The 25,923-nt window shown below is 72.3% G+C and carries 23 protein-coding genes; 4 read left to right on the top strand and 19 right to left on the bottom strand.

Annotation, left to right across the window (positions count from 1 at the left end; translation table 11 throughout):
- Positions 1-17 precede the first annotated feature (17 nt).
- The 9 genes from ABZ833_RS05035 to ABZ833_RS05075 all read right to left on the bottom strand — a co-directional run bounded on the left by ABZ833_RS05035 (position 18) and on the right by ABZ833_RS05075 (position 9,320).
- Positions 18-698, bottom strand: coding sequence for a hypothetical protein (locus ABZ833_RS05035; protein ID WP_361041065.1), 681 nt, complete (start codon positions 696-698; stop codon positions 18-20).
- 78 nt (positions 699-776) lie between these two features.
- On the bottom strand, positions 777-1,184 hold the full coding sequence (locus ABZ833_RS05040) for an N-acetyltransferase (RefSeq protein ID WP_361041067.1): 408 nt from the start codon (positions 1,182-1,184) through the stop codon (positions 777-779).
- A gap of 168 nt (positions 1,185-1,352) precedes the next feature.
- Positions 1,353-2,375, bottom strand: a complete 1,023-nt coding sequence (locus tag ABZ833_RS05045; RefSeq protein WP_361041070.1) for a hemolysin family protein — start codon at positions 2,373-2,375, stop codon at positions 1,353-1,355.
- Positions 2,372-3,715, bottom strand: a complete 1,344-nt coding sequence (locus tag ABZ833_RS05050; RefSeq protein WP_361041396.1) for a hemolysin family protein — start codon at positions 3,713-3,715, stop codon at positions 2,372-2,374. Before ABZ833_RS05050 ends, ABZ833_RS05045 begins: the two co-directional genes overlap by 4 nt.
- A 168-nt stretch (positions 3,716-3,883) precedes the next feature.
- The gene (locus tag ABZ833_RS05055) at positions 3,884-4,924 is read right to left on the bottom strand and encodes an alpha/beta hydrolase family protein (protein ID WP_361041072.1); all 1,041 of its coding nucleotides are present in this window, start codon (positions 4,922-4,924) and stop codon (positions 3,884-3,886) included.
- Between the two features lie 105 nt (positions 4,925-5,029).
- Positions 5,030-5,839 (bottom strand): ABC transporter permease subunit, encoded by an 810-nt coding sequence (locus tag ABZ833_RS05060; RefSeq protein ID WP_361041074.1) that lies wholly within the window; start codon positions 5,837-5,839, stop codon positions 5,030-5,032.
- A complete protein-coding gene (locus ABZ833_RS05065) occupies positions 5,836-6,819 on the bottom strand; it encodes an ATP-binding cassette domain-containing protein (protein ID WP_361041077.1) in 984 nt (327 codons plus the stop codon). Before ABZ833_RS05065 ends, ABZ833_RS05060 begins: the two co-directional genes overlap by 4 nt.
- 87 nt (positions 6,820-6,906) lie before the next feature.
- On the bottom strand, positions 6,907-7,581 hold the full coding sequence (locus tag ABZ833_RS05070) for a response regulator transcription factor (protein WP_361041079.1): 675 nt from the start codon (positions 7,579-7,581) through the stop codon (positions 6,907-6,909).
- Between the two features lie 515 nt (positions 7,582-8,096).
- Entirely contained in the window at positions 8,097-9,320 is a 1,224-nt protein-coding gene (locus ABZ833_RS05075) for a sensor histidine kinase (RefSeq protein ID WP_361041081.1), read from the bottom strand.
- A 195-nt stretch (positions 9,321-9,515) separates the two neighbouring features.
- On the opposite strand from ABZ833_RS05075, the gene ABZ833_RS05080 reads away from it, so the two are divergent.
- From ABZ833_RS05080 to ABZ833_RS05090, 3 genes are all read left to right on the top strand, one after another.
- A complete protein-coding gene (locus ABZ833_RS05080) occupies positions 9,516-9,881 on the top strand; it encodes a winged helix-turn-helix domain-containing protein (RefSeq protein WP_361041084.1) in 366 nt (121 codons plus the stop codon).
- Positions 9,878-10,192, top strand: coding sequence for a hypothetical protein (locus ABZ833_RS05085; RefSeq protein WP_361041087.1), 315 nt, complete (start codon positions 9,878-9,880; stop codon positions 10,190-10,192). The genes ABZ833_RS05080 and ABZ833_RS05085 overlap by 4 nt, the downstream gene beginning before the upstream one ends.
- Positions 10,193-10,397: 205 nt before the next feature.
- Entirely contained in the window at positions 10,398-12,515 is a 2,118-nt protein-coding gene (locus ABZ833_RS05090) for an MMPL family transporter (RefSeq protein WP_361041090.1), read from the top strand.
- A 5-nt stretch (positions 12,516-12,520) separates the two neighbouring features.
- On the opposite strand, the gene ABZ833_RS05095 is transcribed toward ABZ833_RS05090, so the two are convergent.
- Positions 12,521-14,122: a serine hydrolase domain-containing protein gene (locus ABZ833_RS05095; RefSeq protein ID WP_361041093.1), complete on the bottom strand. Its 1,602-nt coding sequence runs from the start codon at positions 14,120-14,122 to the stop codon at positions 12,521-12,523.
- 97 nt (positions 14,123-14,219) lie between these two features.
- On the opposite strand from ABZ833_RS05095, the gene ABZ833_RS05100 reads away from it, so the two are divergent.
- Complete coding sequence (locus tag ABZ833_RS05100) at positions 14,220-14,864, top strand: TetR family transcriptional regulator C-terminal domain-containing protein (RefSeq protein WP_361041095.1); 645 nt, start codon at positions 14,220-14,222, stop codon at positions 14,862-14,864.
- Between the two features lie 12 nt (positions 14,865-14,876).
- On the opposite strand, the gene ABZ833_RS05105 is transcribed toward ABZ833_RS05100, so the two are convergent.
- From ABZ833_RS05105 to ABZ833_RS05145, 9 genes are all read right to left on the bottom strand, one after another.
- Positions 14,877-15,263, bottom strand: coding sequence for a hypothetical protein (locus ABZ833_RS05105; protein WP_361041097.1), 387 nt, complete (start codon positions 15,261-15,263; stop codon positions 14,877-14,879).
- A gap of 119 nt (positions 15,264-15,382) precedes the next feature.
- Positions 15,383-16,129, bottom strand: coding sequence for an endo alpha-1,4 polygalactosaminidase (locus ABZ833_RS05110; protein ID WP_361041399.1), 747 nt, complete (start codon positions 16,127-16,129; stop codon positions 15,383-15,385).
- Positions 16,130-16,167: 38 nt separating this feature from the next.
- Positions 16,168-16,833 carry a spherulation-specific family 4 protein gene (locus tag ABZ833_RS05115; RefSeq protein ID WP_361041099.1) on the bottom strand — a complete coding sequence of 222 codons (666 nt, stop codon included), beginning with the start codon at positions 16,831-16,833 and terminating at the stop codon, positions 16,168-16,170.
- The gene (locus ABZ833_RS05120) at positions 16,830-17,792 is read right to left on the bottom strand and encodes an NAD(P)-dependent oxidoreductase (RefSeq protein WP_361041101.1); all 963 of its coding nucleotides are present in this window, start codon (positions 17,790-17,792) and stop codon (positions 16,830-16,832) included. Before ABZ833_RS05120 ends, ABZ833_RS05115 begins: the two co-directional genes overlap by 4 nt.
- Positions 17,793-17,799: 7 nt before the next feature.
- The gene (locus ABZ833_RS05125) at positions 17,800-18,513 is read right to left on the bottom strand and encodes a sugar phosphate nucleotidyltransferase (protein WP_249586234.1); all 714 of its coding nucleotides are present in this window, start codon (positions 18,511-18,513) and stop codon (positions 17,800-17,802) included.
- Positions 18,514-18,607: 94 nt separating this feature from the next.
- Positions 18,608-19,609: a GDP-mannose 4,6-dehydratase gene (locus ABZ833_RS05130; protein ID WP_249586235.1), complete on the bottom strand. Its 1,002-nt coding sequence runs from the start codon at positions 19,607-19,609 to the stop codon at positions 18,608-18,610.
- Positions 19,610-19,714: 105 nt separating this feature from the next.
- Positions 19,715-21,157: a hypothetical protein gene (locus tag ABZ833_RS05135; RefSeq protein WP_361041104.1), complete on the bottom strand. Its 1,443-nt coding sequence runs from the start codon at positions 21,155-21,157 to the stop codon at positions 19,715-19,717.
- On the bottom strand, positions 21,154-22,647 hold the full coding sequence (pelF, locus tag ABZ833_RS05140) for a GT4 family glycosyltransferase PelF (protein ID WP_361041403.1): 1,494 nt from the start codon (positions 22,645-22,647) through the stop codon (positions 21,154-21,156). The genes ABZ833_RS05135 and pelF overlap by 4 nt, the downstream gene beginning before the upstream one ends.
- A gap of 292 nt (positions 22,648-22,939) precedes the next feature.
- A complete protein-coding gene (locus ABZ833_RS05145; protein ID WP_361041107.1) occupies positions 22,940-25,099 on the bottom strand; it encodes a hypothetical protein in 2,160 nt (719 codons plus the stop codon).
- Between the last annotated feature and the right edge of the window lie 824 nt (positions 25,100-25,923).

Raw genomic sequence — 25,923 nt, forward strand, 5'->3', positions numbered from 1 at the left:
TTGCCGCTGCCGGAACCTCAGGTGACGCCCGAGAGCAGGAAGCCGGCGATCAACAGGCCGAAGCCCACCGGCGCGACCACGAAGAACGACAGCAGGGGAACCCAGCCGATGAGTCCCTCGCGGACGGTCCGGCCCGCCGTGAGGCGGCCGTGCGGGCGGCTGACTTCCGTCCGCAGGTCGAGGCGTTCGGCCGCGCGGTCGGACACGACCACTCCCGCGCCCTGCGGCCTGCGCAGAAGGGCCCTGCGCACCAGGGTGTCGACCTTCTCGTCGCCGCCCGCGAGCTTGTCGAGGATGAGCCGCACCCCGTGCTCGTCGGTGAGGATCAGCCGGTCGTCGTTCCGGGTCTGCCCCGGTACCTCCAGGCGGCCGACCTTGGTGAGCCGGGCGAGGTCGACGGTGTGCCGCCCGGTCAGGGTGTGGGCGGACAGCAGGTCACCGTCGTGCGGGCGGGCGCGCCAGCCCATGTGGGCGTAGGCCGCCACCAGGCCGCTGATGAAGAGCGAGACCAGGTTGAGGAAGAGGAATGCGTCGTCGATCAGCCGGGCGCGGATCAGCAGGGACGGTACGACGAGGAGAAGGGGCGGCGTCAGGAAGACGACGGTGTCGGCTGCGCGACGCGCCGTGCGTCCTTGTCCTGCGGACACCGCCGCGGTTCCGGCCGGGTCGGTGGTGGTCCCACGAGCGTTGATCGTCACGGCGGTGACGCTATCGCGCGCGGATCGCCGGGCGACAGGCGGCCGACGGCACGCATCGGGCGCCGGGCGGCAGACGTCTCAGAGCAGCGCCCCGCCGGACCTGGATCCCCGTGGCGGTGCGGTGATGTGGGGGCATCCCCCGGCACCCGGCACGAAATCCACGCCGGTCTCCTCCGCCATCGCGGCGAAGAACTTCCGGCCGTCGGCGGACTGCCGGGAGGTGGTCCACGCGTACGCGGACCAGGAGTAGGTGGCGCGGTGGAGCACCTCGCGGCCCAGGCCTACGCCCTGCCAGGGCCCGGCGATCGCGATCGTGTTGACGTGTGCGGCGCCGCAGGGATGGCACACCTGGTAGTCGAGGTGTCCGATGTCGCGGCCCCTGCCGTCCAGGAGCGTGATGACCTGGCGGCCCGCCGCCACCGCTGCCGGGGCGGACCGGTAGGTGACCGCCTGCGGGCAGGGGGGAGGCGGCCTGCGGAGCTTCACCGCGGTGCCGCCCTCACGCGGGCAGCCGGGTGACGATGCGTGACGTCGTCGGCACGGGACATTGCGAGCACAGTAGCCACAGGACACGACACCCGTATATCCCCGTACGGGGTGGCATTTCGCGCCCGGAAGAGCAGGAGAGCCCGGAGAGGCGGCATCGGGCGGCCGTCACACCGGCTGCCGCGGTTCCATCAGGCAGGCCAGCAGGTCGTCCAGGCTGACCAGGCCGGTGAGGCGGCCCGATTCGTCGCAGAGCACGGCGAGCGAGGCGCGGCGCCTGCGCAGTTCCTCGACGGCGTGGGCGAGGGTGTCGTCGGCGGCGAGTTCCGGTACGGGGCGGGCCAGTTCGCGTGCGGTGAGAGCGCGGCTCCGGGCGCGGGCCACCAGGGCGTCACGGGCGTGGACCGAGCCGAGGACGGTGGCGCCGTCCCTGACGAGCAGCCGGGTGCGGTCGCTCGCCGCGGCCACCTCGAGGACCTCGTCGACGCTCGCGTCGGCCGGGACGGACGTGATCTGCGCGGCGGCCGTCTGGAGGTCGCCGACCGCGGTCAGCGGTGCGGTGAGCGAGGTGGTGATGAGGCCCGAGTCGACCTCGCTGATCAGGCCGAGGCGCCACGACTCCTCGACCAGGTGCCCGAGTTGCTCGCGGTTGTGGACCGAGGTGAGCTCGTCGCGCGGGGTGACCTTGCACAGGCGGACGAGCGCGTTGCTGACCCTGTTGAGGAGGGTGAGCAGGGGGCGTACGGCCTTGACCACGGCCCGGAAGGGCGGGGTGAGCAGCATCGCCGAGCGCTCGGGGTGGGCGATGGCCCAGGACTTGGGCGCCATCTCACCGACGACCATGTGCAGGAACACCACGACGACCATGGCGAGCGCGAAGGCGATGCCGTAGCTGAGCCCGGCGGGCAGGCCCAGCTTCTCCAGGAGCGGGTCGACTTCGTGGGAGATGGCGGGCTTGGAGACCGAGCCGAGGCCCAAGGTGCATACGGTGATGCCGAGTTGGGCCCCGGCGAGCATCAGGGACAGCTCCCGCATGCCCGCGAGCGCGGACCTGGCGCCGCGCTGTCCGGCGGCGACGGCGCGCTCCATGCGGTGGCGCTTGGCGGCGACCAGCGCGAACTCGGCGGCCACGAAGAAGCCGCTGGCGATCAGCAGCAGGACGGTGACGAAGAGGGCCAGGGGGAAGCTCATGCGGTGGTCTCCTCGACGCTCGGCACGTCCGCCACCGGCAGGCGCTCGATCCGTACGCGTTCGGGCACGTGGCGGTCGAGGCCGAGTACGGCGAGGGCGACGCGGCTGCCGTCGGACAGCTCCACGGTCAGGCGGTCGCCGATGGCCGGGAAGCGGCCGAGCCGGTCGACGATCAGTCCGGCCACGGTGTCGTAGTCGTCCTCCTCGGGCAGGTCGATGCCGGTCGCGTCGGCCACCTCGTCCAGGCGGCGGCCCGCGTCGACGAACCAGCCGCCGCCGTCCGCGACCGCGAGCTCGACGACGGTGTCGGACTCGTCGGCGATGTCCCCGACGAGTTCCTCGGCGAGGTCCTCGTACGTCACGATGCCCGCCACTCCCCCGTGCTCGTCGAGGACGACCGCGAACTCGTCGTCCCGCTCGCGCATCTGCGCCACCGCGCCCGGCAGCGGCAGGGTGTCGGGCAGCAGCAGGGGACGCCGGGCCTCTTCTCCCGCCGTGGTGCGGCCGAAGCGTCCTGCGGGCAGCCGCATCAGTTCGCGCACCCCGAGGACGCCCGCGACGTCGTCCGGGTGGTCGCCCATCACGGGGTAGTTCGAGTGTCCGTGTTCGGCGATGAGCCGCACGGCCTCGTCCGCCGTGGCGTCCTTGCGCACGAAGGTGACGTCCGCCCGGGGCACCATCACCTCGTCGAGGGTGCGCTCGGAGAACTCCAGGGCGTGGTCCAGGAGTTCGGCGCTCTCCCGCGGCAGCCTGCCGTGTTCGTGGGACTCGCCGATGAGGTGGCTGAGCTCTTCGAGCGTGGCGCCGTGGTGCAGTTCCTCGACGGGCTCGATGCCGATCCGGCGCAGCAGCCGGTTGGCCGCGCTGTCGAAGACGCGGACGACAGGGCCGACGACCTTCAGGTACGCCAGCGTGGAGGCGGCAAGGGACTTCGCGAGCCGCTCGGGGACGGCCAGCGCGAGGTTCTTGGGGGCGAGCTCCCCGAGGACCATCTGGAGCACGGTGGCGACGACGAAGCCGAGGACCACGGAGAGGGCGGAGACGGCGCCGTCGGAGAGGCCGGTGCCGTCCAGGGCGGGCTTCAGGAGCCCGGACACGGAGGGCTCGGCGAGGAAGCCGACGACCAGACCGGTGACGGTGATGCCCAGCTGGGCGCCCGAAAGCATGAATGAGAGCCGCCCGAGGACCTGCACGGCGCGGGCCGCCCGCCGGTCGCCCGCTTCCGCCTCACGGGCGAGCGCGAGGCGGTCCGCGGCCACGTACGCGAACTCCTGCGCGACGAAGTAGCCGGTGCCCGCGGTCAGGACGAGGACGGCGAGCAGGCCGAGTACGGCGGACAGCAACGGTGGCTCCGTTCCGATGAGGGGCGTGCCGGTCATTCTCGGTGCGGCCGCGGCATCTCGCCATGTCGGACGAAGCACCCCACCCGCACGACGACAGTGGGTGTAGAAGTACGGCTAACTTCTACACCCACTGTAAAAGAATCGCAAAGTGCCCGTCCTGAGCCACTACAAGGACGGAACCCCGAGCGCGTGCAGGAGGCCGGGCAGGGAGCCGCGCAGCTCCCTGCTCCAGTAGGGCGGGGAGTGCGTCCCTGCGTAGAAGTGCGTGGTCACCGGGACGCCTGCCGCAGCCAGGCGGGTGGCGAGGGTCCGGGACTCCTCCCCCATGATCGCTTCGGTCGGGGAGACGACATCCTCGGGGAAGGGGTCAGCCGGATCCTCGAGACCCGGCACATGCGGGTCCGGTTCCACGTCCGGCGGGTCGAGGGCGCCCGCCGCGCCGTCACCGCTCGACAGGTGGACGGGAGTGCCCCGGAGGTGTTCGGCGAGGTAATAGGGGTCACGCGCCTGCCAGTTGGCGCGCTGTGCGACGGGGTCGCCCCAGAGCGCCCGCCAGTCCATGCCCATGTAGTCGAGGCCCGCCTTGACCGCGTGCGGGTGCTGGAGCGGATGGACGAAGCCGCTGTAGCTGGCCACGGCCCGGAACAGACCCCGGTGGCGCGCGGCATAGGAAATGGCGCCGAAACCGCCCTGCGACTCCCCCGCGGCCACCCGGCGGGTTCCGGCGCCGTAGCGGCTCTCCAGCAGCGGCCGCACCTCGTCGAGATGGAAGGACTCCACGCCGGGCGGGCCGCCCGCGCCCTGGTTCCACCAGTCGCTGTAGAAGCCGAACACCGGCATCTCCGGCATCACCACGAGGACGTCACGCAGCTGGGGCAGCTCGTGGACCGCGTAGTCCTGGGTCCAGGCCTCGGGGTCGCCATGGCCGCCGGCGAGGAGATAGAGCACCGGCCAGCGGTCGTCCGAGGTCCGCCGCTCCCAGCCGTCGGGGGTGAGCAGGCGCACCTTGGCCTCGCGCCCCAACGCCGGTGAATCCACGGTGAGTTCGACCAGGCGGGGGGCGAGGCGCTTCTCGCGCACCGCCTCGGGGCGGCGGCCGTCGGTGCCGTCGTCCGTGGCTGCCGGCGCCCATTGGGGAGCGAGGAGTGCGGTCGTGAGCACCGTCGTGAGGGTGAGGAGCAGTCGCAAGGGTCGCAAGGTCCGCATGGTGTTCCTCCGTCGGGCCCGGGATTCGGGCCCGGGATCTGGGGTTGAGGGCGCGATGTCACCGGGGTTGAGGGCGCGATGTCACCGGGGTTGAGGCTGCGCCTGTCATGCGTCGCGTCGGCGCAGGCGCCACGCGGCCACGCCGAGGAGCAACAGGGTGTACGCCGCGACCAGGGCGAGCGAGGGCCAGGCGCCGAGGCTGCCGACCGTCTCCGGGCTCGCGTCCGACGTCTGCGTGAGCTTCTCCAGGGCGGCCGTCGGCGTCGCCCCTGCGACCCAGCGCTGGAGATCACCGAGCAGCGGGCCGAACAGGGACGGCAGCAGCAGGACGCCGACCACCGTGACGACGGCCCCCGCCGAGTGCTTCATGAGGGTGCCGACCGCGAGGCCGATGAGTCCGACGAGCGCGAAGAGACCTGCGATGCCGAACAGCGCGGGCAGCGGATCCCCTCGGGCGTACTTGCCGTCCTCCAGGACCGCGCCGCCGATGAGATACGCCGCCGTGCAGCAGACGAGCCCGGTGACGTACAGGAGGCAGGCAAGCAGGGCCGCCTTCGCGGCGAGCAGACGGCCGCGGCGCGGTACGGCGGTGAGCGTGGCGGTGATGGTGCCGCTCGCGTACTCGCCGCACACGGTCAGCGCGCCCACCGCGCCCGCGACCATCAGCGAGATGACGCTGAGCGTGAGGCTGCCGCCGAGCACCGTGTCGTCGGGCTGCAGGCTGCCGCTCAGGCCGACGAACACCGCGCCGACCACGGTCAGTGCGCCGGTGACCAGGAGTGTCCAGCGGGTGGAGCGCAGGCTTGCGAACTTGGTCCACTCGAAGGCGAGGGCCGTACGGAAGCCGGGAGTGGCGCGGGCCGCTGTCGCTGTGGCCGCATTCGCCGTCGTTGCAGTTGTCGCTGTCGTCGTCATCGGACCGGCTCCTTGTTCTCGGCGTCCTCGGCGTCCTCGGCACCCTCGGCGTCCTCGGCTTCGTACGTCGCAGCCGTGCCCCGGTACTCCACCGAGGACCGCGTCATGTCGGTGTAGACCTCCTCCAAGGAGGAGAAGACCGGGGTGAGTTCATGGATCGCCAGGCCTTGCGTGCGCGCAAGCTCGCCGATCTCGGCGGGCGTCAGACCGCCGACCCGCCAGCCGCCGCGCGCGTCCAGACGCACGGACGCCCCCGCCGTCTCCAGCAGGGCCCGCATCCGCTGCGCCTCGGCGGCGGGTGTGCGCAGGAGGGTGGCGCCCTGGGAGTTGGTCTCGATGAAGTCCCTCATGTCCGTGTCCGCGAGCAGCCGGCCGCGGCCGATCACGATCAGGTGGTCGGCGGTCAGTTCCATCTCGCTCATGAGGTGACTGGAGAGGAACACCGTTCTGCCGTCCGCGGCAAGGGACTTGAGCAGGTCGCGGATCCAGCGGATGCCCTCGGTGTCCAGGCCGTTGACCGGCTCGTCGAGGATGAGCACGCCGGGGTCGCCGAGCAGCGCCGCCGCGATGCCCAGGCGCTGGCCCATCCCCAGGGAGAGCCCTTTGGCCCGCTTGCCCGCGACGCGTGTGAGGCCCACCGCTTCGAGGACCTCGTCGACCCGGCTTCCGCCGATTCCGTTGCTGCGGGCCAGGCCGAGGAGGTGCTGTCGCGCGGTGCGCCCGCCGTGCACCGACGTGGCGTCCAGGAGCGAGCCGACCTCGCGCAGGGGCGCGGCGATGCGGTCGTAGCGTCGCCCGTTGACCGTGACCGCGCCGCCGCTCGGCGCGTCGAGGCCGAGGATCATGCGCATGGTGGTCGACTTGCCGGCGCCGTTCGGGCCGAGGAAGCCCGTCACGCGGCCGGGCCTGACGGTGAAGCTGAGCCGGTCGACGGCAGCCTTGCCGCCGTACCGCTTGGTGAGTTCCCGTGCTTCGATCATGCCGTCGACGCTACGGAGGGCGACCGTCACCGGACATCTGCCGACGGGAGTCGGCCGCTACTCCCTGGGGAGTAGCCACCCGCCGGGTCAGCCCTCGCCCGCGCGCACCAGGCCGGTCTCGTAGGCGAGCACCACCAGCTGTGCCCTGTCCCGCGCCCCGAGCTTCGTCATCGCCCGGCTGACGTGCGTCTTCGCGGTGAGCGGCGACATGAGCAGACGCGCGCCGATCTCGTCGTTCGCCAGGCCGTGGCCCACCAGCGCGAGCACCTCGCGCTCGCGGTCGGTCAGCGGATCGAGGAGCCTCATCGCCTCGGCCTCGGGCGCCTTGAGCCGGGCGAACTCCTCGATCACCCGCCGGGTGACGCCGGGCGACAGGAGGCTCTGCCCGGCGGCGACGGTGCGGATCGCGGTGCGCAGGTCGTCCGGCTCGATGTCCTTGAGCAGGAAGCCCGCGGCCCCGGAGCGCAGCGCCTCGAAGACGTACTCGTCGGCCTCGAAGGTCGTCAGGACCAGGACGCGTACGGCATCGAGCGTGCGGTCGGCGACGATGCGGCGGGTGGCTTCGAGGCCGTCGGCCCGCGGCATGCGGATGTCCATCAGGACGATGTCGGGGCGTGTGGTGCGGGTCAACTCCACCGCCGCGAGACCGTCCGCCGCCTCGCCGACCACCGCCAGGTCGTCGGTGAGGTCGAGCAGGGCACGGAAGCCCGCGCGGACGACGGTCTGATCGTCGGCAAGAAGCACCCTGATCCGCCCGCTCACGCCGCGCTCTCCTCACTCCGGCCACTCATACCGCCCACTCCTCGCCCCGCTCTCTCACGCCGCCCGCTCCTCGATCCGCCCGCTCACGCCGTTCCCGCCCTGGATCCGACCAACCACACCGTCCCCTCTCGACCCGCTCGCCCTACCGTCCGCTCCTCACCCGGCCACCCATGCCACCCGCTCACCCAGGCCGATCCACATGCCGATTCCCCCTGGACCCGGCCACTCACGCCGCCTCCCCTTCCTCGGCCAGCCCGCCCATGCCACCCGCTCCTCACCCGCTCACCCATGCCGATCCCCCTGGATCCGGCCACACGCCGCTGGCCCTTCCTCGGCCAGCTCCGCCCATGCCGTCCGCTCCTCGGCCAGCCCACAGCGTCCGCTCCTCGCCCCGACCGCTCATGCCGACCCTCCTCGACCCACCCGCCTCATGTCAGCCTCTCCTTGCCCCACCCGCTCACGCCGATCCCCCCTCGGCCCGCGCGCCCGTGCCGCCCCCTCCCCGCCCCGGCCGCTCACGCCACCCCCTCCTCCACAGGAATCACGGCACGCACCCGCCACCCGCCGCCGGGCAGCGGGCCCGCTTCGAGGGTGCCGCCCACCGCTGTGGCCCGCTCCCGCATGCCGATCAGGCCGTACCCCTCCCCCGAGGTCGTAGCCGCAGCCGTGGTGGTCAGCGGTCCGTCGTCGGTGATCTCCACCGCGAGGCGACCGCCCGCCGTGGCCACCGACACCGCCACGTGTCGGGCGTCCGCATGCTTGATCACGTTGGTCAGCGCCTCCTGGACGATGCGGTACGCCGCCAACTCCACCAGCTGCGGCAGCTCCCGGCCACCGGTGGCCGTGTCCGTGTCGGTGCCGGTGTCGGTGTCGGTGTGCAGGGACACCCGCAGGCCCGTGCCGCGTACCCCCTCCACCAGTTCACCGAGCTGCGCGAGGCGGGGCGCCGGGTCGACGGAGGCCACCCGGCGCCCCTCGCGCAGCACGCCCACCGTGGCCCGCAGCTCGCGCACCGCCTCCTTGCCCGAGGTGCGCACCTGCCGCATCGCCGTGCGCGCCACCTCCGGCCTGCTGTCGAGCGCGTCCAGGGCGAGGCCCGCCTGCACGGTCATCGCCGACACCGTGTGGGCCACCACGTCGTGCAGCTCGCGCGCGATGCGCACCCTCTCCTGGTCGACCTTGCGCCGCGCCTCCCGCTCCCGGTCGGCCTCGGCGCGCTCGGCCCGGTCGGCGTACTCCTTCATCAACTCCCGCCGTCCGCGCACCACTTCACCCAGGAGCAGCGGCACGAGGGGCCAGAGCATCTCCAGGAGCGGGGCACCCTGGGGCTGCGCCACGTCCTTGCCCGCGATGACCGACACCACCCCCGAGACGAGGGCGGCGATCACGGCGGTGCGCACCGTGCGGCGCCGGTCGCCCTGCGCCGCGAGGGCGTACAGCGCGACCATCACCGGCAGATTGAGCAGCTCCCCGATGTGCCCGTAGAGCGCCCAGCCCGCGCAGGCGGCCCCGGTGACGACGCTGACGGCGACCGGCCACCGACTGCGCACCAGGAGCGCGCCGACCGACACGGCGTACAGGAGCCACGTCAGCCAGTCGGCCTGCCGGTGACCGGAGTCGTTGACCGCCGCGTCCAGGCCCGTGAGAAGCGCGACGACCGCGGCCACGGACAGGTCCGTGAGCTGCGGGGGCAAGGGCCACGTGAGGCACCGCTGCCAGGAGCGGGAGGTGGGGGTCACGGAACTCACGATAGGAGCCGCGCGCGAAGGGCGCGTACGACAGCGGGAGTACCCCGAGATCGGCAGTACCCCGAGGCTCCCCTCAGCGGATCCCCCATATAACCCTGAATCCAACCCTGAGATGTGTCAGAAATCTTTGACAGGTAGCCCAGCCTCATGTCAGCTTTTCTTGACAGGCACGAGAGAGAGGCCGCCATGGCCGAGGTCCCGACCCCGGAACCGACGGGCGACGAGCTGCTGAAGGCACTCAGCGCGCTGGGCAATCCGCACCGCATGCGGATCGTCGCCGCGCTCACCGGGCGCCGCAATTACGTCAGCGCGCTCGCCCGCGAGATCGGCATGGGCCGTCCACTGCTGCACATGCACCTGAAACTGCTCGAGGCCGCGGGTCTCGTCATCGGGTCGCTGGAGGTCGCCGAGGACGGCAAGTCCATGAAGTACTTCGAAGTGGCGCCGTTTCTCTACGAGTTGACGCCACAGCTGTTCGCCAGGGCGGTCTCGACCCTCTCCGAGACCCGCCCCAAAGAGACCGCGGAAGCCACGAAAGAGGAAGCGAAGTGAACGGACAACTGGTGACGCTGGCGGACGGAGGTGACGCCGTGGGCGCATGGGTCGGTGGCGTCGGCGCGGCCGGCTTCTTCCTTCTGCTGATCGTGATCGTCTGGCAGGTGGCCGCCACCTGGCGGGCCCGGATGCTCGCCGCCCGCGAGGAGCAGTACAAGGCGCTGGCCTCCAAGTACGCACAACTGCTCGAGGACAACGTCGAACTGCACCGGCGCTCCATCGACGAGATGAAGCAGACCCGGGAGGAGCTGGCGCAGACGCGGCACTCCGTCGGTTCCATGGAGAAGATGATGCGCGAGATCGAATAGCACCGGCAGCCGGCGACGGGCACGGCCGGGAGCGGCAACTCCCGGCCGTGCCGATGCGGCACGCACCCCGGGCCTCAGCGGCCCGGACTCACACCCACCCGTACGCCACGGCAGGTCGTCACACCTCAAGCGCCGTGGTGCGGGCCCCGTGCGCCCTGTGCCGGTCATCGACCGGCGGCGCGCCCCACACCGAAGGAGATTACCCATGCGTCCGCTGCTCCAGCGCGTCGCCGGTGCGCCCGCAGGCCGGCGCTCCAAATGGCTGGTCCTCGCCGCCTGGCTGATCCTCGCCGTGGCCCTCGGCCCGCTGGCCGGGAAGCTCGGCGACGTCGAGGACACGAGCGCCAACGCCTTCCTGCCGCGCGGCGCCGAGTCCGCGCGGGTCAACACGGAGCTGGAGAAGTTCCGTGACGACGCCGTCATGCCGGCCGTCGTCGTCTACACCGGCGAGGGCGCCGACGAGCGCGTGGCCGCCGCCGACCGGGCTCCCTTCGCCCAGTTCACCGCCGAGGGCGAGCAGGTCTCGCGGCCGATGCCGTCGGACGACGGCAGGGCCCAGCTCCTCCTGGTCCCGATGTCCACCGATGACGACGTGACCTCCAAGGTCGACGAGCTGCGCGAGATCGCCGGGGCCAACGCGCCACCCGGCGTGGACGTCGAGGTCGGCGGTCCCGCGGCCTCCCTGACCGACCAGGTCGCCGTCTTCGACACCCTCGACTCGACGCTGATGATCGCCACCGGCATCGTCGTCGCCGTGCTGCTCCTGATCACGTACCGCAGTCCGATCCTGTGGCTGTTCCCGCTGATCTCCGTCGGCTTCGCCGCGGTGCTCACGCAGGTCGGCACTTATGTCCTCGCCAAGTACGCGGACCTGCCCGTGGATCCGCAGAGCGCGGGCGTCCTGATGGTGCTCGTCTTCGGCGTCGGCACCGACTACGCCCTGCTGCTCATCGCCCGCTACCGCGAGGAACTGCACCGACAGGAGGACCGGCACAGGGCGATGGGAACCGCGCTGCGGCGCTCGGGTCCTGCGATCCTCGCGTCGGCCGGGACCATCGCGGCCGGCCTTGCCTGTCTGGCCTTCGCCGACATCAACTCCTCGCGCTCCCTGGGTCTGGTCGGTGCCGTGGGGGTGGTCTGCGCGCTCCTCGCGATGATCACGGTCCTGCCCGCGCTCCTTGTCGTGGCGGGCCGCTGGGTCTTCTGGCCGTTCGTGCCGAGGCACGGCACGCCCGCACGCAAGGAACACACGGTCTGGTCGCGCATCGGCGCCGCCGTCGCACGGCGGCCCCGCTGGTCGTGGATGATGTCCGTCGCCGTCACCGGTGTCCTGGCGCTCAGCGCCTTCGGCATCAACATGGGCCTGACGCAGTCCGAGATGTTCCAGGACAAGCCCGAGTCGGTCGTGGCCCAGGAGAAGATCTCCGCCCACTACCCGTCGGGCGCCTCCGACCCCGCGAAGATCGTCACGAACACCGGGCAGGCCGCGCAGGTCCGTTCGGCCGCGTCACAGGTCGACGGGGTGGCCCGCATCGAGAACGGCGACCGCTCCCCCGGCGGCGAACTCACCCAGCTCTCCGTGGTGTTGAAGGACACCCCGGACAGCCGGGCGGCCAAGGACACCGTCGACGCGCTCCGGGACGCGGTGCACGCGGTCGACGGCGCTGACGCACTCGTCGGCGGCACGACCGCACAGACCCTCGACACCCAGCGCGCCGCCGACCGCGATCTGCGGACGGTCATCCCGATCGTCCTCCTGGTCGTGCTGGGCGTCCTGATCTGGCTGCTGCGGTCGCTGGTGGCCCCGCTCCTCCTCCTGGCGACGGTGGTCCTGTCCTTCTTCGCGGCCCTGGGCGCGTCGAACGTGCTCTTCGAGAGCGTGCTCGGCTTCGCGGGCGTCGACTGGTCGATCCCCCTGATGGGCTTCGTCTTCCTGGTCGCGCTCGGCATCGACTACAACATCTTCCTGATGCACCGCGTCAAGGAGGAGGCCGCACGCCTCGGCCACGGGCGCGGCGTCCTGGAGGGCCTGACGAGCACCGGCGGAGTGATCACCTCGGCGGGCATCGTCCTTGCCGCGACGTTCGCGGTCTTCGCCGGGCTGCCTCTGGTGACGATGGCTCAGATGGGCGTGCTGGTGGGCATCGGCGTCCTGCTCGACACCTTCCTCGTCCGCACGGTCCTGGTGCCCGCCCTCGCCCTGGACCTCGGCCGCTGGTTCTGGTGGCCCGGCCGCCTCTTCCACGACCTGCGCCGGGACGAGGACATCAGGGCCGAGAACGACGCGCGCACCGCGCCCGATCCGGCGCGGGAACCTGCCTGAGAGGTCTACCGCGGGGCCGGGCTCACCAGCCCGGTCCCGCAGGCGATGACCCCGGCATCCACTTCGGGCCGGCTGGCCCGTCGCCGCAGGTCCACGGCCGCCAGGACCGTACGCTCCACCGCCAGCAGCAAGGCGAGCGCGATGGCCGCGGCCAGGCCCCATCCCACGTCGGGCATCCACAGCAGCGTCATCGGCAGTGTGCCGCCGAGGGTCGAGGGCAGCCACCACAGGAGTGCCGCGATGCCCAGCGCCGCGGCGACCGACGCGGTGGTGGTCACGGCGATCCTGCGGCGGGAGCGGGCCCGGACCGCGGCGCGCCGTCCGGGCAGGCGGCGCAGGGCCGGGGCGGCCACGCACAGGAGCAGCGCTCCGGCGAGGGCGGCCGTCGCCCAGGGCAGGGCAACGGCGAGGGGGTCGACCGGCGTGGTGCGGGGCTCCGCGCCGGACAGCAGCTGCGCCGTGCCGAACGCGGCGTCGGCGAACTCCTTGGCCCGCAGCTGGTGGTAGGCGTTCTGCAGGACGATCGCCGCCCGGTCGCTGTCGGGCAGCATGACCACCATGGCCTGGTGGCCGGGCAGCGCCCCGTCGTGCCAGACCATGCGTTCGCCCGTGCCCTTGAGCGTGCCGACCGACCAGCCGAGGCCGTACCGGTCGGCGCTGCTGTCGACGTGCCCCCGCTGGGTCTCGGCGATGCCCTTCGCCGACAGCAGACGCCGGCCGTGCAGCGTGCCGCCTTCCAGCTCGGCGAGGGCGAGACGCGCCAAGTCCCTTGCGCTGCCGCCCACATGGCCGTACGGGACGCCCGAGGTGTCGTAGGGCGCGTCGAACGGGACAGGCGTGCCGAAGACGGAGCGGTGGCCGGGTGCCACCCGCTCGCGCGCGAAGTCCCGTTCCGTGGCGACCGCGTGCTCCATGCCGAGCGGGTCGAGGATCTTCTCGTGCAGGTAGGTCCCGAACGGCCGGCCCGACACCTCTTCGACCAGCGCGCCGAGTACGGCGTAACCCGCGCTGGAGTAGGCGAAGGAGCTGCCGGGCCGGCCTTCCGGCTCGATCCGCGCCAGGTCACGGGCCGCGTCGGCGAGGGCGCCGGGCGCGTTGTCGTAGCGGTCCCCGATCTCGCCGGACGCGGAGGCGGGGATGCCGCTGGTGTGGGTGAGCAGGTGCCGGACGGTGATGCGGTCGGACACCTCCGGGTCGGCGAGCCGGAACCACGGCAGGTACGTGCGCACCGGTGCGTCGAGGTCCACGCGGCCCGCCTCCGCCTGCTGCATCACGGCGAGTCCGGTGACGGGCTTGGACACCGAGCCCCACAGGAAGGGGGTGTCGGGCGTGACCGCCCGGCCCCGGCCGTCCTCGCCGAAGCCCCGTTCGTGCACCACGCGGCCGTCCTCGATCACCACGAGCGCGGCACCGGGCGTGCCCGTCGCGTGGAGCCGGCCGCCGACGAACGCGTCCACTTCCGACCAGTCCCCCGCGTCGGCTGCCGCTGCGGGCGTCGCGAGGCCCGCCACCACCACCGCCCCGACGAGAACCGAGCGAGTCAACAGCCCTAATCGCGCCCGCCGTTGGCGCCCTTGTGCCTTCGCTGCCCCTGCCAGTGCTGCCATGTCCGCGGCCATCCCTTGGTCGGCACCCCGTCGTTTTCACCATATGAGCATATGGTGAAAACGTTCCGCAAGGACCTCGGACGGATACCCTGACGGCATGCCGAAGGTCGTCGATCACCAAGCCAGGCGCATCCAGGTCGCCGACGCCGTACAGAAGTTGGTCACCGAAGAGGGGCTCGACCGGGTCACCGTGGCGCGGACCGCCGCGACGGCGGGCTTCTCCGTGGGACACGTACAGCACTACTTCCCGACCAAGGACGAAATGCTGCTGTTCACCCACGAACGCGTCGTCCAGAAGATCCTCGACCGGGTCTCCACCCTGGGGGAACGCGCCACGCGCCGGCGCCTTCCGATCCGTGACGTGGTCGTCGAGGGGCTCAGCGAATGGCTCCCTGCCGACCCGCGCCGCCGCTCCGCGCACCGGGTGGTGCTCGCCTTCCTGGGCCGCACGGTCGACAACCCCCGCCTGGCCCGTTCCCACGCCGAGACAGGCCGGCTCATCCGCTCGATGCTCGCCACGGCCGTCCACAACGGAAAGGAGTGCGGCGAGGTCCCGGCCGACACCGACCCGGACCTCGCCGCACTCGAACTCCACTGCCTGACCGAGGGCTTGGCCCTGCAGCTCGGCGCCGACCCCGACATCACCGCATCGCAGGCGTCCGCCGAATCGCGGGCCGCCCTCGGCCTCGTCACCGCACGCGTCCGGGCCGTCTTCTCCGGCCGCTGCCGCCAGTACGGATGACCTCAGGCGGGGTCAGTCGGTGATGGTGACGCAGGGAAGGCCCACGCTGGCCCCGCCACGGAAGCCCTCCGCGCAGAGCCGGGTGCCCGCGGGGAAGTGCCGCTGCGGGTAGGCCTGGTCCCGGTAGGTCCTGAACTTCTCGACGTCCTCCACCTTGGTGTTGGCGCTCCAGCCGTTGGTGGTCCACACACGCGCACTGATGCGGTTCGGCTGGTTGGTGTTGGTGACCGACACCTCGACCCGGCCGAGATACGTGCCGCTGTCGTAGGTCCTGATGCACACCGAGTGGTTGCACCACTCGCCGTCGGCAGCCGCCGACGGCCCGGTGACGATGACGCAGCCGAGCGCCGCGGCCAAGGTGGCGATCGCCGCGACGGTCTTCCTGGTGATGTCGAGCATGATGAGTGACCCTCAAGCCTTCTTCATCGCCCCGCGCGTCCAGGCGCGGGTTCTGCCGGTACTTGCGGCACACCAACGCGCGGGCAAGATCATCAGTTACGCGGCTTCCCCCGATCGCCTCAGCAGGGCCTGCGCCACTCGTCCAGGTCCAGCTTCTTGCTCATCGAGGACAGGCCGAGGCGGCGCGCCTGGGCACAGAACTCCGAGTTGGGCACGGCGTACTCGACGTGCAGCACCGCCTTGCCCGCCTTGATGAAGGGGGTGAGCGACGCGCACTCGTCGTACTGGGCGCACTCCTCGTTGACGGCGAAGTCGAAGTCCTTCACGAGCTGCGGGATCTGCGGCAGGTCGTTCTTCAGACCGACGGACATGCCGCGGTCGTGCGCGAGGCGGGCGACCATGCGGTTGAAGGCCAGTTGGTGGTGTGCCTTCAGGGGGAACCCGGTGCGGTTGAGATAGCTGTCGAGAAGGTCGGGCTCGACCGCGTCGAACCCCTTGCGGCGGCACATGTCGAAGCGCTCGGCGAGCAGCGGGCGCAGCACGTCGAGGCGCCGGATGTCGAGCCAGCGCTCCCCCTTCCAGCCGTTGGGGCGGCCGAGGACGGATGCGGGGTAGTCATCGCTGTCCGGGCGGAAGGACTCCCAGGCACCGGCGTTGATGTAACAGATGACGCGGCGCCCGTCGCGGTGCAGGCGGACCACGTCGGACGCGCGGTTCTCGAACCCGTCGATGTCGTAGACGGGGACGTTCACGCCCGGGTCGACGCGGCCGTTGAGCTGCCACTGCCATGTGGTGCCGGGGCGGGGCCGCCACCGGTCCGAACTGCCGTCCTGCCGCTGCGCCGACGAGCAGCCGGCGAGCAGCAGGACGGTGACGAGGAACAGGCCAAGGCGGCTGCGGTGCCTCACGGGCTGCCTCCGGCCGTGGCCAGGGGCGGCGGCTGCGTCCACGGGTTGGGCCCCGCGCCGGGCACCGCGCAGTGCACCCCCGCGCCCCGCCGCACGGCGGTGCGCCCCGCGAGGCGGGTCAGCGCGGGCGGAACTCCGTAGACGAGATGGCAGAAGTGCTCGGGGGGATGCCTGGCCGTCCAGGACGGGGCGGTGAACGAGCGCAGATACGTCGTCCAGTGCCCCTCGAACGTGACGAGCAGGTCGGCGGCGCGGGCGTACCCGGGCGCCGGATGCACGCCCGGGTTGAGGACCACCGTGTCGGCGCCCCTCTCCCGCGCCGAGCGGACCAGGCGCCTGCAGTGCCGCAGCTCGCGGCGTCCTGGCGCGACCCGGTCGAGGAAGCAGCCGTCCACGCCGTACCAGTCGCGGTGCCGGGCCAGGTCGTCGGTGACGTCACCGAGCGGCCGCTCCCCGTATGCCGTGTCGACGTATCCCAGCACCCGCACCCCCGCATCGCGCAGGGTCCGCGAGGCGGCGGTGAACGCCGGGTCGGGGGCCGTGCCCGGGCCGTCGGCGGCGTTCAGGACGATGCCGTACAGCTGGGGCGCGGCCGCCACGAGCGCCTCCCAGGCCGCGGGGTCCGCGGCCGGGTGAACGTACAACGGCACCAGCAGGGTCATCGCGTGTCCCCTGCCGCCGGAGCGAGGCGCGGCGAGCCGTCGTCCGCGCCTGCCTGCCGTGTCCGTGGCGCGCCGTCGGCGAGCCACAGCGCGCTCACGGAATCCCGCAGGGAGTGCGTCGGCGTCCAGCCCAACTCCCGTTCCGCGGCGCCGATGTCGGCGCACTGCCAGGGCACGGCCACGGATCGGCCCACCTTGCCGAGCGATTCCTCCACGTGCCCGGTGAAGCCCGCCGCGCCGACCAGGCCGTGCACCAGGTCGCGCACCGGCACGGCACGGCCGCTGCCGATGTTGAGCAGGCGCGGCAGCCGCCCCGGCAGGGCGAGCGCGAGCGCGACGGCCTGCGCGACATCGCGTACGTCGACGAAGTCACGGTAGGCGGACAGGTCGCCGACCTGGACCCTGCCGTGCGGCGTACGGCTCACCGCACGGACGAGCTCGGCGGTGAGCCGGCCGGGCAGCCCGGCCCGGGGAGCCCTGGGGCCCACCGGGTTCGTGACCCGCAGCACGAGCGCGTCGAGCTCCGTGTCGAGCACGGTGAGGGTGCCGGCCAGCTTCGTGGCTCCGTACGGGGCGACCGGGCGGGCGGGGGCTTCCTCCGCCGTCCGCTCGCCCATGCCGGTCGGCCCGTACTCGGCCGCCGAGCCGAGGTGCACCAGACGTGCCGCGGGCGCCGCCACCCGCAATGCCTCGCACAGGGCGGCGGGCCCACGGGAGTTGACCTCCGCGAGGGTCAGCGCGCTGCCGCCGACCGCGCCCACGCAGTTGACCACGGCGTCGGGCTCGGCCCTGCCCAGCTGCTCGGCCAGTGCGGCGGGCGTCATGGCGGCGAGGTCGACCCGGAGGTCGTCCTCGTGGGCGCGGCCGCCGCGGAGCAGCCGCACGCCCGGCAGGGCGTGCAGCCGCTCGGCGATGTGCCCGCCCAGGTATCCGGTGGAGCCCAGGACGAGAATGCGCACGGCCTTGTCACGCTCCCTTGAGGAGAAGGGAGCGGTGCGTGGTGAACTCCGCGTTCGCGCGGTCGTAGTCGTCCGGGCGTCCGATGTCGAGCCAGTAGCCGTCGAACGCGTAGGCGTGCGGCGGGGTCTCGGACTTCAGCAGGTCGAGCACGAGCTCGTCGAAGCCGAGCGGCAGGCCCGGGGTGTAGGAGGCGAGCGTGTCGCGCGAGAGCCCGTACACCCCCATGGAGACGCGGTAGTCCACGCTCGGCTTCTCGGTGAAGGCGACCACGCGGTCCGACTCGGTGGTGAGCACCCCGAAGTCGATGCGCACCTCACGTGCGTACGTCGCGATCGTCAGCGGCGCCCCGGACGTGCTGTGGCTGTTCAGGACGTCCGCGTAGTCGAGGTCGGTGAGGATGTCGCCGTTCATCACGAGGAAGTGCTCGGGCAGCCGGTCCATCATCGTCAGGAGCGGGCCCATGGTGCCCAGCGGGCTTTCCTCCGTGGAGTAGCCCACGCGCAGGCCCCAGCGTGCGCCGTTGCCGACGTAGGCACGGATGATGTGGCCGAGGTGGCCGATCGCGATGGTGCAGCTGGTGAATCCGGCGGTCGCCAGCTGGCGCAGCACGATCTCCAGGATCGCGTGCTGGTCGCCGATGGGAACCAGCGGCTTGGGCAGCGCGGTGGTGTACGGCCGGAGCCGGACACCCTTGCCTCCGGCAAGAATGACTGCGTGCATGGTTCGTCTCCCCTGTGAGTGACCCGAAGTGGTCAAGTGGCCTGATGCGCAGATCGGTTGACGGTCGGGCGGTCGGCGTTCGGTCAGGGATGGCTCAGATGTTGTAGATGTCCGTCTTGTAGCGGGCCAGGTTGGCCGGGTCGCGGAAGAACTCGACGGTGCGGGCGAGGCCCTGCTCCAGGTCGTGTCCCGGTGCCCAGCCGGTGGCCGCGCGCAGCCGGCTCGCGTCGGCGACCAGACGCATCACCTCGGAAGCCGCGGGGCGGATGCGCTGCTCGTCCTCGCTCACGTCGAGGTCGGCCTCCATCACCTTGCCGATGAGCCGCACCAGGTCACCGACGGAGATCTCGCCGCCGGTGCCCGCGTTGAAGGTGCGGCCCACGACGGCGTCGGCGGGCGCCGTGCCGACGGCGATGAAGGCCTGCGCGGTGTCCGCGACGAAGGTGAAGTCGCGGGTGGGCCGCAGGTCACCGAGGGTGATCTCCCGTGATCCCGAGGCCACTTGGCCGATGACGGTCGGGATGACGGCCCGCATCGACTGGCGCGGACCGAAGGTGTTGAAGGGGCGCAGGGTGACCACGGGCGTCTCGAAGCTCGCGTGATAGCTGTCGGCGAGCCGGTCGCCGCCCGCCTTCGAAGCGGCGTACGGGGACTGGGTGTTGATGGGGTGGTCCTCGGTGATCGGCACGGTCTGCGCGGTGCCGTACGTCTCGCTGGTGGAGGTGTGCACCAGGCGCGGGATCTCCAAGTGGCGTACGGCTTCGAGGACGTTGAGCGTGCCGGTCACATTCGTGTCCACGTAGCTGTGCGGGGCCTGGTAGGAGTACGGGATCGCGATGAGTGCGGCCAGGTGGTAGACCGTCTCGGCGCCGGTGACCAGGCCGCGGACCGAGCCCGGGTCGCGTACGTCGCCCAGGACGATCTCGACCTCGGCGAGCACCTCGGGCGCGAGCGTCTCCAGCCAGCCGTAGGAGGAGAAGGAGTTGTACTGCGCCATCGCGCGGACCCGGTGGCCCGACGCGACGAGCGCCTCGGTGAGGTGCGAGCCGATGAAGCCTTCGGCTCCGGTGACGGCGACGAGTGGTGCGGATGCCATGAGTGCTCCTGATGACTGATCACGTGACGGTGACGGTGACGGTGATGGAAGTGGAGGTGGTGCGCTGCGGGCGCGGCCGGGCCGAGTGGTGAGGCGGGGGCCGGGTCAGGCGTGCGCCGTTGGCCGGCCCAAGCGGTGGACGGCGACGGCGAGGAGCGCCAGGACGGCGGCGGTACAGCCGATGAGTTGCGCGGTGGGAACCGAGACGGTGCCGGTGAGCGGAAGCGCCGTGGCGGTGGCCGCGGCGGCCAGGCAGGGCGCGGCGGACGGCCAGGCCGCGCCGAACGCCTGGAGGAGCAGGGCGATCCACAGCACGGCGCCGAGAAGCAGGAGCCGGGCCGCGCTCGCGCCGACGAGTACGGCGCCCAGGGCGAGCGGCACGAGATAGGCCGCGCCGCACACGGTGAGCGCACGCGCGGCGCGCAACCGGAAGCCCCGGGGAGTGGTCGAGGCGTGCAGGGCGGCCACGGCGAGACCGCGGTAGCGGTAGAGAAGCCACTCGGCGGGGCCCATGCTCAGGGTCAGCACGATGACGGCGTACGGCTCCTGCTGTCCCGCCACCGCGGTCAGCGTCCCGGCCGCGAGTCCGAAAAGGCCGTACGGAAGCGAGCCCACCAGGGGCGGTGCGGGTCCCGGCGCGGGGGTCGCCCGAAGCGCCGAGCGCAGTGCGTGGGCGGCGGCGGCCGTCGCCAACAGCACGGTGAGCAGCGGCAGCCCGGTCCGCAGGAGGTGCGGCGGCTGCCACCACGGCTGGGCGGCCGCGGCCAGCACGACCGGAAGGAGCGCCGCCGCGAGGATCTTCTCGCGGCCGAGCACGAGCAGCAGCCCGGCCGCGGCGAGATAGCAGGACTGCCCGACGGCGAAAAGCGCGGCGGCTCCCGGCCCCGCGACCAGCAGGCCGGTGACCGACGCGGCCACGACGCCCAGCGGCGCGCCGCGCAGCAGGGTGCGCCCGGCCTCGTGCCGCCCGGCCGCGAGCCGGCTGTACGCCCGGTGGCTCAGCGCCTGGGACCAGGCCCAGGACATCAGGGCCGCGGCGATCAGCCCGTACAGCCCCGAGGCCGAGGAGCCCCACGCGCCCTGCGCCAGTACATAGGCCGTACCCGGAAGCGCGAAGAGCAGCCCGCGCAGGGCGCAGCGCAGATGGTCGGGCCGCCAAGGGTCGGGCGGCACAGGCGGCTTCGGATGGCTGCGCGGCACCCTCCGGAAGACGGCGTCGGCCAGCGAGAACAGATCGGGGTGCCCATACGTCTCCTGGATCCGGTCGCCGGTCAGGCCCTGCGACTCCAGGAGCGCGGCGACTTCGTAGGGGTGGACGGCCGCGCCCGCGTCGTCGGCGAGTTCGGCGGCAAGGCGGTCGACGGGGTCGTCGGCGCGGGCGGGGCGCAGCGCGACGCCCGTGCGGATGCGGGGACGGCCGTCGTCGGGGGCGGTGCGGGGCGGACGTGCCAGACGCAGGGCGAGGGTGTCGTCCGCGCCGAAGGCGTCGTCGTTCTCCGTGCCGCGGGGGTGCCCGCCGCGCGGCCTGAGAGGGAGCGGTCCGCTCATCCCGCCACCTCGTCCGGGAGGTGATGGTTCTCCAACTCGTCCTGATTCAGAGCCTGTTGACCGTGCGTGGCCAACTCCTCGTAGATCGAGCGGAACGCGTCCACCGTCTGCCGGAGCGTGAACTGCTCGATCACCCGAAGGCGGGCCGCCTCGCCCATCGCAGCGCGGCGCCCGGGGTCGCGGAGCAGTTCCACGACGGCCCGCGCCATGGCCTCCGGGGCGCGCGGCGGCACCACGAGGCCGGTGGGGCCCACCGCCTCCCGCACCCCGCCGACGTCGGTGGAGACCGTGGCGCGACCGCAGGACATCGCCTCGATCAGGGTGAACGGGAAGCCCTCGCTGATGCTGGACAGCATCACCACGTTGCCCGCGGAGTAGGCGTCCTTGATGTGCTCGACGCGGCCCTCGAAGACCACCGCGTCGCCGTGGCCGAGCTCGGCGGCCAGCGCCTCGCAGCGCTCGCGGTAGGCCTCGCCGCCGCGCGGGGTGCCGCCGAACAGCCGGAGTCTGGCGTCCGGTATCTCCTGCCTGACCAGGGCGAAGCAGCGGATCAGGGTCTCCAGGTCCTTGATCGGGTCGACGCGGCCCGCCCAGCTCAGGGTGGGGCTCTGCGGCTCGGGGCCCGCGGGCGGGAAGGCCTCGGGGTCCACGCCGTTGTAGACGGTGCGGATGAGGGACGGCTGCGCGCCGCCGCGCTCCTCCCAGAGGCGGTTGTAGCGGTTGCCCGGGGTGATCAGGGAGGCCTGGCGGTACGTCTCCTCGGCGAGCAACCGGAAGAAGCCGAGCAGCAGGGCCTTCACGGGCCAGCTGTACGGACCCGTGCGGTAGCCGAGGTAACGCTCACGCAGATACACGCCATGCTCGGTCAACAGCAGCGGAACGCCGTGGAGTTGACGCCCAATCAGGCCGGGCAGGGCCGCGATGCCGCCGCTGACCGCGTGCGCGACGCCGCGCTCGGGCGGCCGGGCGGCGAGCGGCCGCAGCGCGTGTTCGAGCAGGCCGGTGGCGGTGACCGCGTCGTGCAGCGTCGGCCGCGCCTCGGCGGTCGCGCGCCCGGGGACATTCCATACGGAGGTCAGGACGTGCACCGCGCGGTCGGTGCGCAGCGCCGGTGACAGGGCGCCGTCGCGGGCGTGCCGGGCGAGGTCGTGGAGCGCGGGGGCGAAGCCGTCCTCGGCGGCCGGGTCGAGCAGTGCGGTGAGGAACTGCTCGTAGGAGCCGAGGAGTTGACGTCGACGCCGGCCGCGCGGGGCGTGTCCGGCGGGGGTCGGTCCCCACATGGGCAGACAGACGGGCTCGTCGATGTGCGGCGGGAGCTCCCAGGCGAGGCTCTCGCTGCCGGTGCCGGTGACAGCGAGGACGCCGAAGTCGATGTCGGGCATGCCGCGCACGAGTTGGTCGCACCAGACGCTGACACCACCGTGGCTGTGCGGGTAGGTCCCTTCGGTCAGCAGGGTGACGCGGGTCCTTGCGGGGCCGGGCGACGGCATGGGGAAGGGTGCCGGTATCGGCACGGGCGAGGGCGAGGTGGACATGGTGGGGCTCCGCGGGTGAGATACGAACGCGAGGGAGCCGACGGCAGCGCCCCGCCCCGGCGTGGACCGGGGTGCGGCGAGTTCCGTGAACGGCGGAGTGCGGGACGTACTGGCGCGGGGGGATGGTCGTGCGGTGTGGGCCCCTGGGTGGCGGGGGCGGTGCGCGACGGCAGGGGCGTGCCGCGCGAGGCGTGGTCCCGGAGGCCGGCCGGGAGGGGCCGGCCGGCCACCGGGTGCGACCGGAAGGTCAGCGCCGGGTGGGCAGCGCGCGTGGCGTGTGGCCGTCGGTGCCTGGCTTCAGGTACCGGGTGACCCCGGACGGGACGGGCAGTTTCTTGGCCGCCTTCGGGACGTCGGCCTGCTCGGCCGCCGCCCTGCCCGCCGTGAGGGCGGTCGGCAGCTTGAGCGTGACCCGGCTCTGGAGGAGCGACGGGGATGCCCAGCCGGAGGTTCTTCCGGCGTACGCCGAGCCGAACGGGTCGGTTCCCAGGAGGAGTTGCTGCACCGTACCGGTGGGCATGGTGGCACGGGCGGCCACACCTGACGGGGCCTGGACCGTCACCGTGCCGCCGATCCGGTAGGCGGTGACCCGGCCCGCCTTGACGGCCGTGTCCCAGGCCGCGCGGGAGCGCAGCTCGCCGCCGATGTCGGCCATCCGCAGGTTGACCACGGGGGCGTTGTCCGCGAACAGCGCGCCGTACGCGTCCAGGACGGAGCCGAGCACGGGGTACGCGATGCGGTCCTCGGCGAGGTTCGACTGGTGGATGAAGTGCGGCCGGGGGTCGTTCGCCAGGGCGTGCCCGAGCGCGATCGTCGACTCGACCGGCACGATGTGGTCCTGGTAGCCGGTGGTGGTGTCGAGGGGGCTCTCCAGGCAGGTGGCGACGGAGGAGTTCTCGCAGACGCCGCTGCCGCCGTCCGCCTTGCGGGTGTAGATCCAGTTGTACTCGTCGACCTGCTCGCTGGCGCGGCCCGCGTTGTAGAAGACGTTCATCGGGTAGCGGGGCACGGTCAGGGCGGCGCCCACCTGGCGCTGCCCCCTGTCCCGGGAGTTGTCCGAGCCCAGCCAGCTCACGCCGTTGTCCCGCAGCGCCGTGCTCAGGTTCGGGTTGTCGTCGGGCTGCTGGGGAAGCACCTTGAGCCCCGAGTGCTCGCCGGTGACCAACTCGCCGTTCACGAGCGGGAGTCCGGCGCGCTGGCCCCAGTTGCGGTTGTCGGAGATCTGCTGGGAGATCTCGGTGCGGGAGACGTAGCGGGTGCTGCCGTCCGCGTTCTTCGCGCAGGTCCACGGCACGGTGCTGACGTCCTGGACGCAGCCGAGGAAGGGGTGGTTGTAGGTGTGGTTGATCCAGCGGTGCTCGCTCCGGTCGGCGATCAGCCGGTCCGCCAAGGGGTCCGCGCCGCCGTTCTCCTCGCGGAAGAGCTCGCTGCCACCGCCGTTGAAGGCCATGTCGAGCGGGAACTTGCGCCCCTTGGACCACTGGGCCGCGTAGGCCGCGTCGTCCGGCGTCATCCGGATCGGGTCGGGAGTGCCCTGGCCCGGCGGGCAGTCCACGTCGCCCGGTGTGCAGTTGAGTTCGCTGTCCCAGCGGTCGTCGGCGCCGAAGACGTCGTCGACGTGCACGGCGAAGTAGTTGCGGGAGGAGCCGAGTTGGACGCCCTGGGTCATCCAGTCGACGATGCCGCGGGCGAGCAGCCGGAACTGCTGCTGATGCTGGTTGTAGACGAAGGTCACCACCAGCTCGCGGCGCCCGTCGTGGCGGTACTCGCCCACGAGCGAGCCGCGGCCCGACGCGCCGGGGATCGGCGCGTCCACGTAGCTCGTGAAGTCGGCGCCGGGCGCCGGCTTGGACAGGAAGCCGTAGCTCTCGCTCGCCGCGGGCGAGTTGTCCTCGAAGGGCACCTGCCCCGCGAGGTAGCCGAAGGGGCCGCTCTTGCCCGATGCGGTCACCTGGGCCCGCACCCCGTCGAGGGATCCGCTGAACTCCGGTGTCTGGAGGCCTGCTTCGGGCCTGGCGTAGGTGTAGGCATCGACTTGCGGGATGGCGTAGGTCTGCTCGTAGGCGGCCAGGGCGGCCATTTCGGCGGATCCCGCGCCGAACGGATTGTCGTTGGGCAGCACGACGGCCTGGAACTTGGCGCGGGCCCTGCCGTCCACGCTGTCCGCGAGGAACGCGGCGTTGATCACTGGACGGCCGCTCTGCCGCAGGTCGACGGTCGTGTACGGCGTTCCCTGGCCGTCGAGTTCGGCGGTGAGCGCGGCGGTGGCAGGGCCTCCGTCGGTCACCACCAGGACGCGCAGGTCGATGCGCGGCAGCTCGGCGGCCGAGGCCGGAGTGCCGGGCAGCGAGAGCGCGAGAAGCAGAGCGCCGGCGCCGAGAGCCGCCGCTCGCGCGGTGTGATTCATGCGGTGTGTGGTCCCCTCCGCGGTCGGGCACAGGGGATGTCTCCACCCCGTGGCCCGCCCCCCAACGACACGGACACCATCGCAGTGTGTGTCCGTGTCGCTCTGACGCGTCACATAGTGCGTCCCACCTGTGGGGTCTGTGCGGATTCTGTGAAACCTGGCGGAAAAATGCTGGCGAACCCTTAGCGGTACGAAATGACAGGCACGGGGCGGGAGATGACTCCCCGGAGTCGGGCGTTCCGGGACGCCGTGGCCGATCAGAGGGGTTGCCGCTCCCCTGGCCACCCGTAGGTGCCGGATACACGCGTCGCCCCTCCATCCGCTCGACGGAGATCAGAATTGGGGACGCGCGGAACCGCGCGTAATCAGCCAAGCGAGGGAGACGCGCGCCGCGGCGCCTTCTCCTGGAAGGCGCGTTCTGACCTGCACAGCAAGCGCGTTCCATGAACATCGGGGGGCGCAATTCAGGGCACGATGGGGGGCGTGCAGGGGGGCGCTCTTGCATTCTCCGTCGGCGTCGAGGTCGCTGAGCCGGGCTCAAGCACGACTTCGTCACCACCGAGGCCAATCCATCATGCGATCGTCGACGAATCGCCTATGTCCGACGGGGCTGTGAGGGACCTTCCGGACGCACGGAGGTGGTGACGGGCGCACGTTGTCCCGGCGGAGTGTCGAGGCCTGAGCCTCCTCCGCCCGGACTCCGCCGTCGCCACCTCCGCCTCACCTTCGCCTCGCCCTCGCCTCCGCCCTCGCCCTCGCCCTCGCCCTCGCCCTCGCCCTCGCCCTCGCCCTCGCTGTGACCATCGCACGATTCACTCGTTTGA

Source organism: Streptomyces sp. NPDC047525 (genome assembly GCF_040643025.1).
Taxonomy (GTDB): Bacteria; Actinomycetota; Actinomycetes; order Streptomycetales; family Streptomycetaceae; genus Streptomyces; species Streptomyces durmitorensis.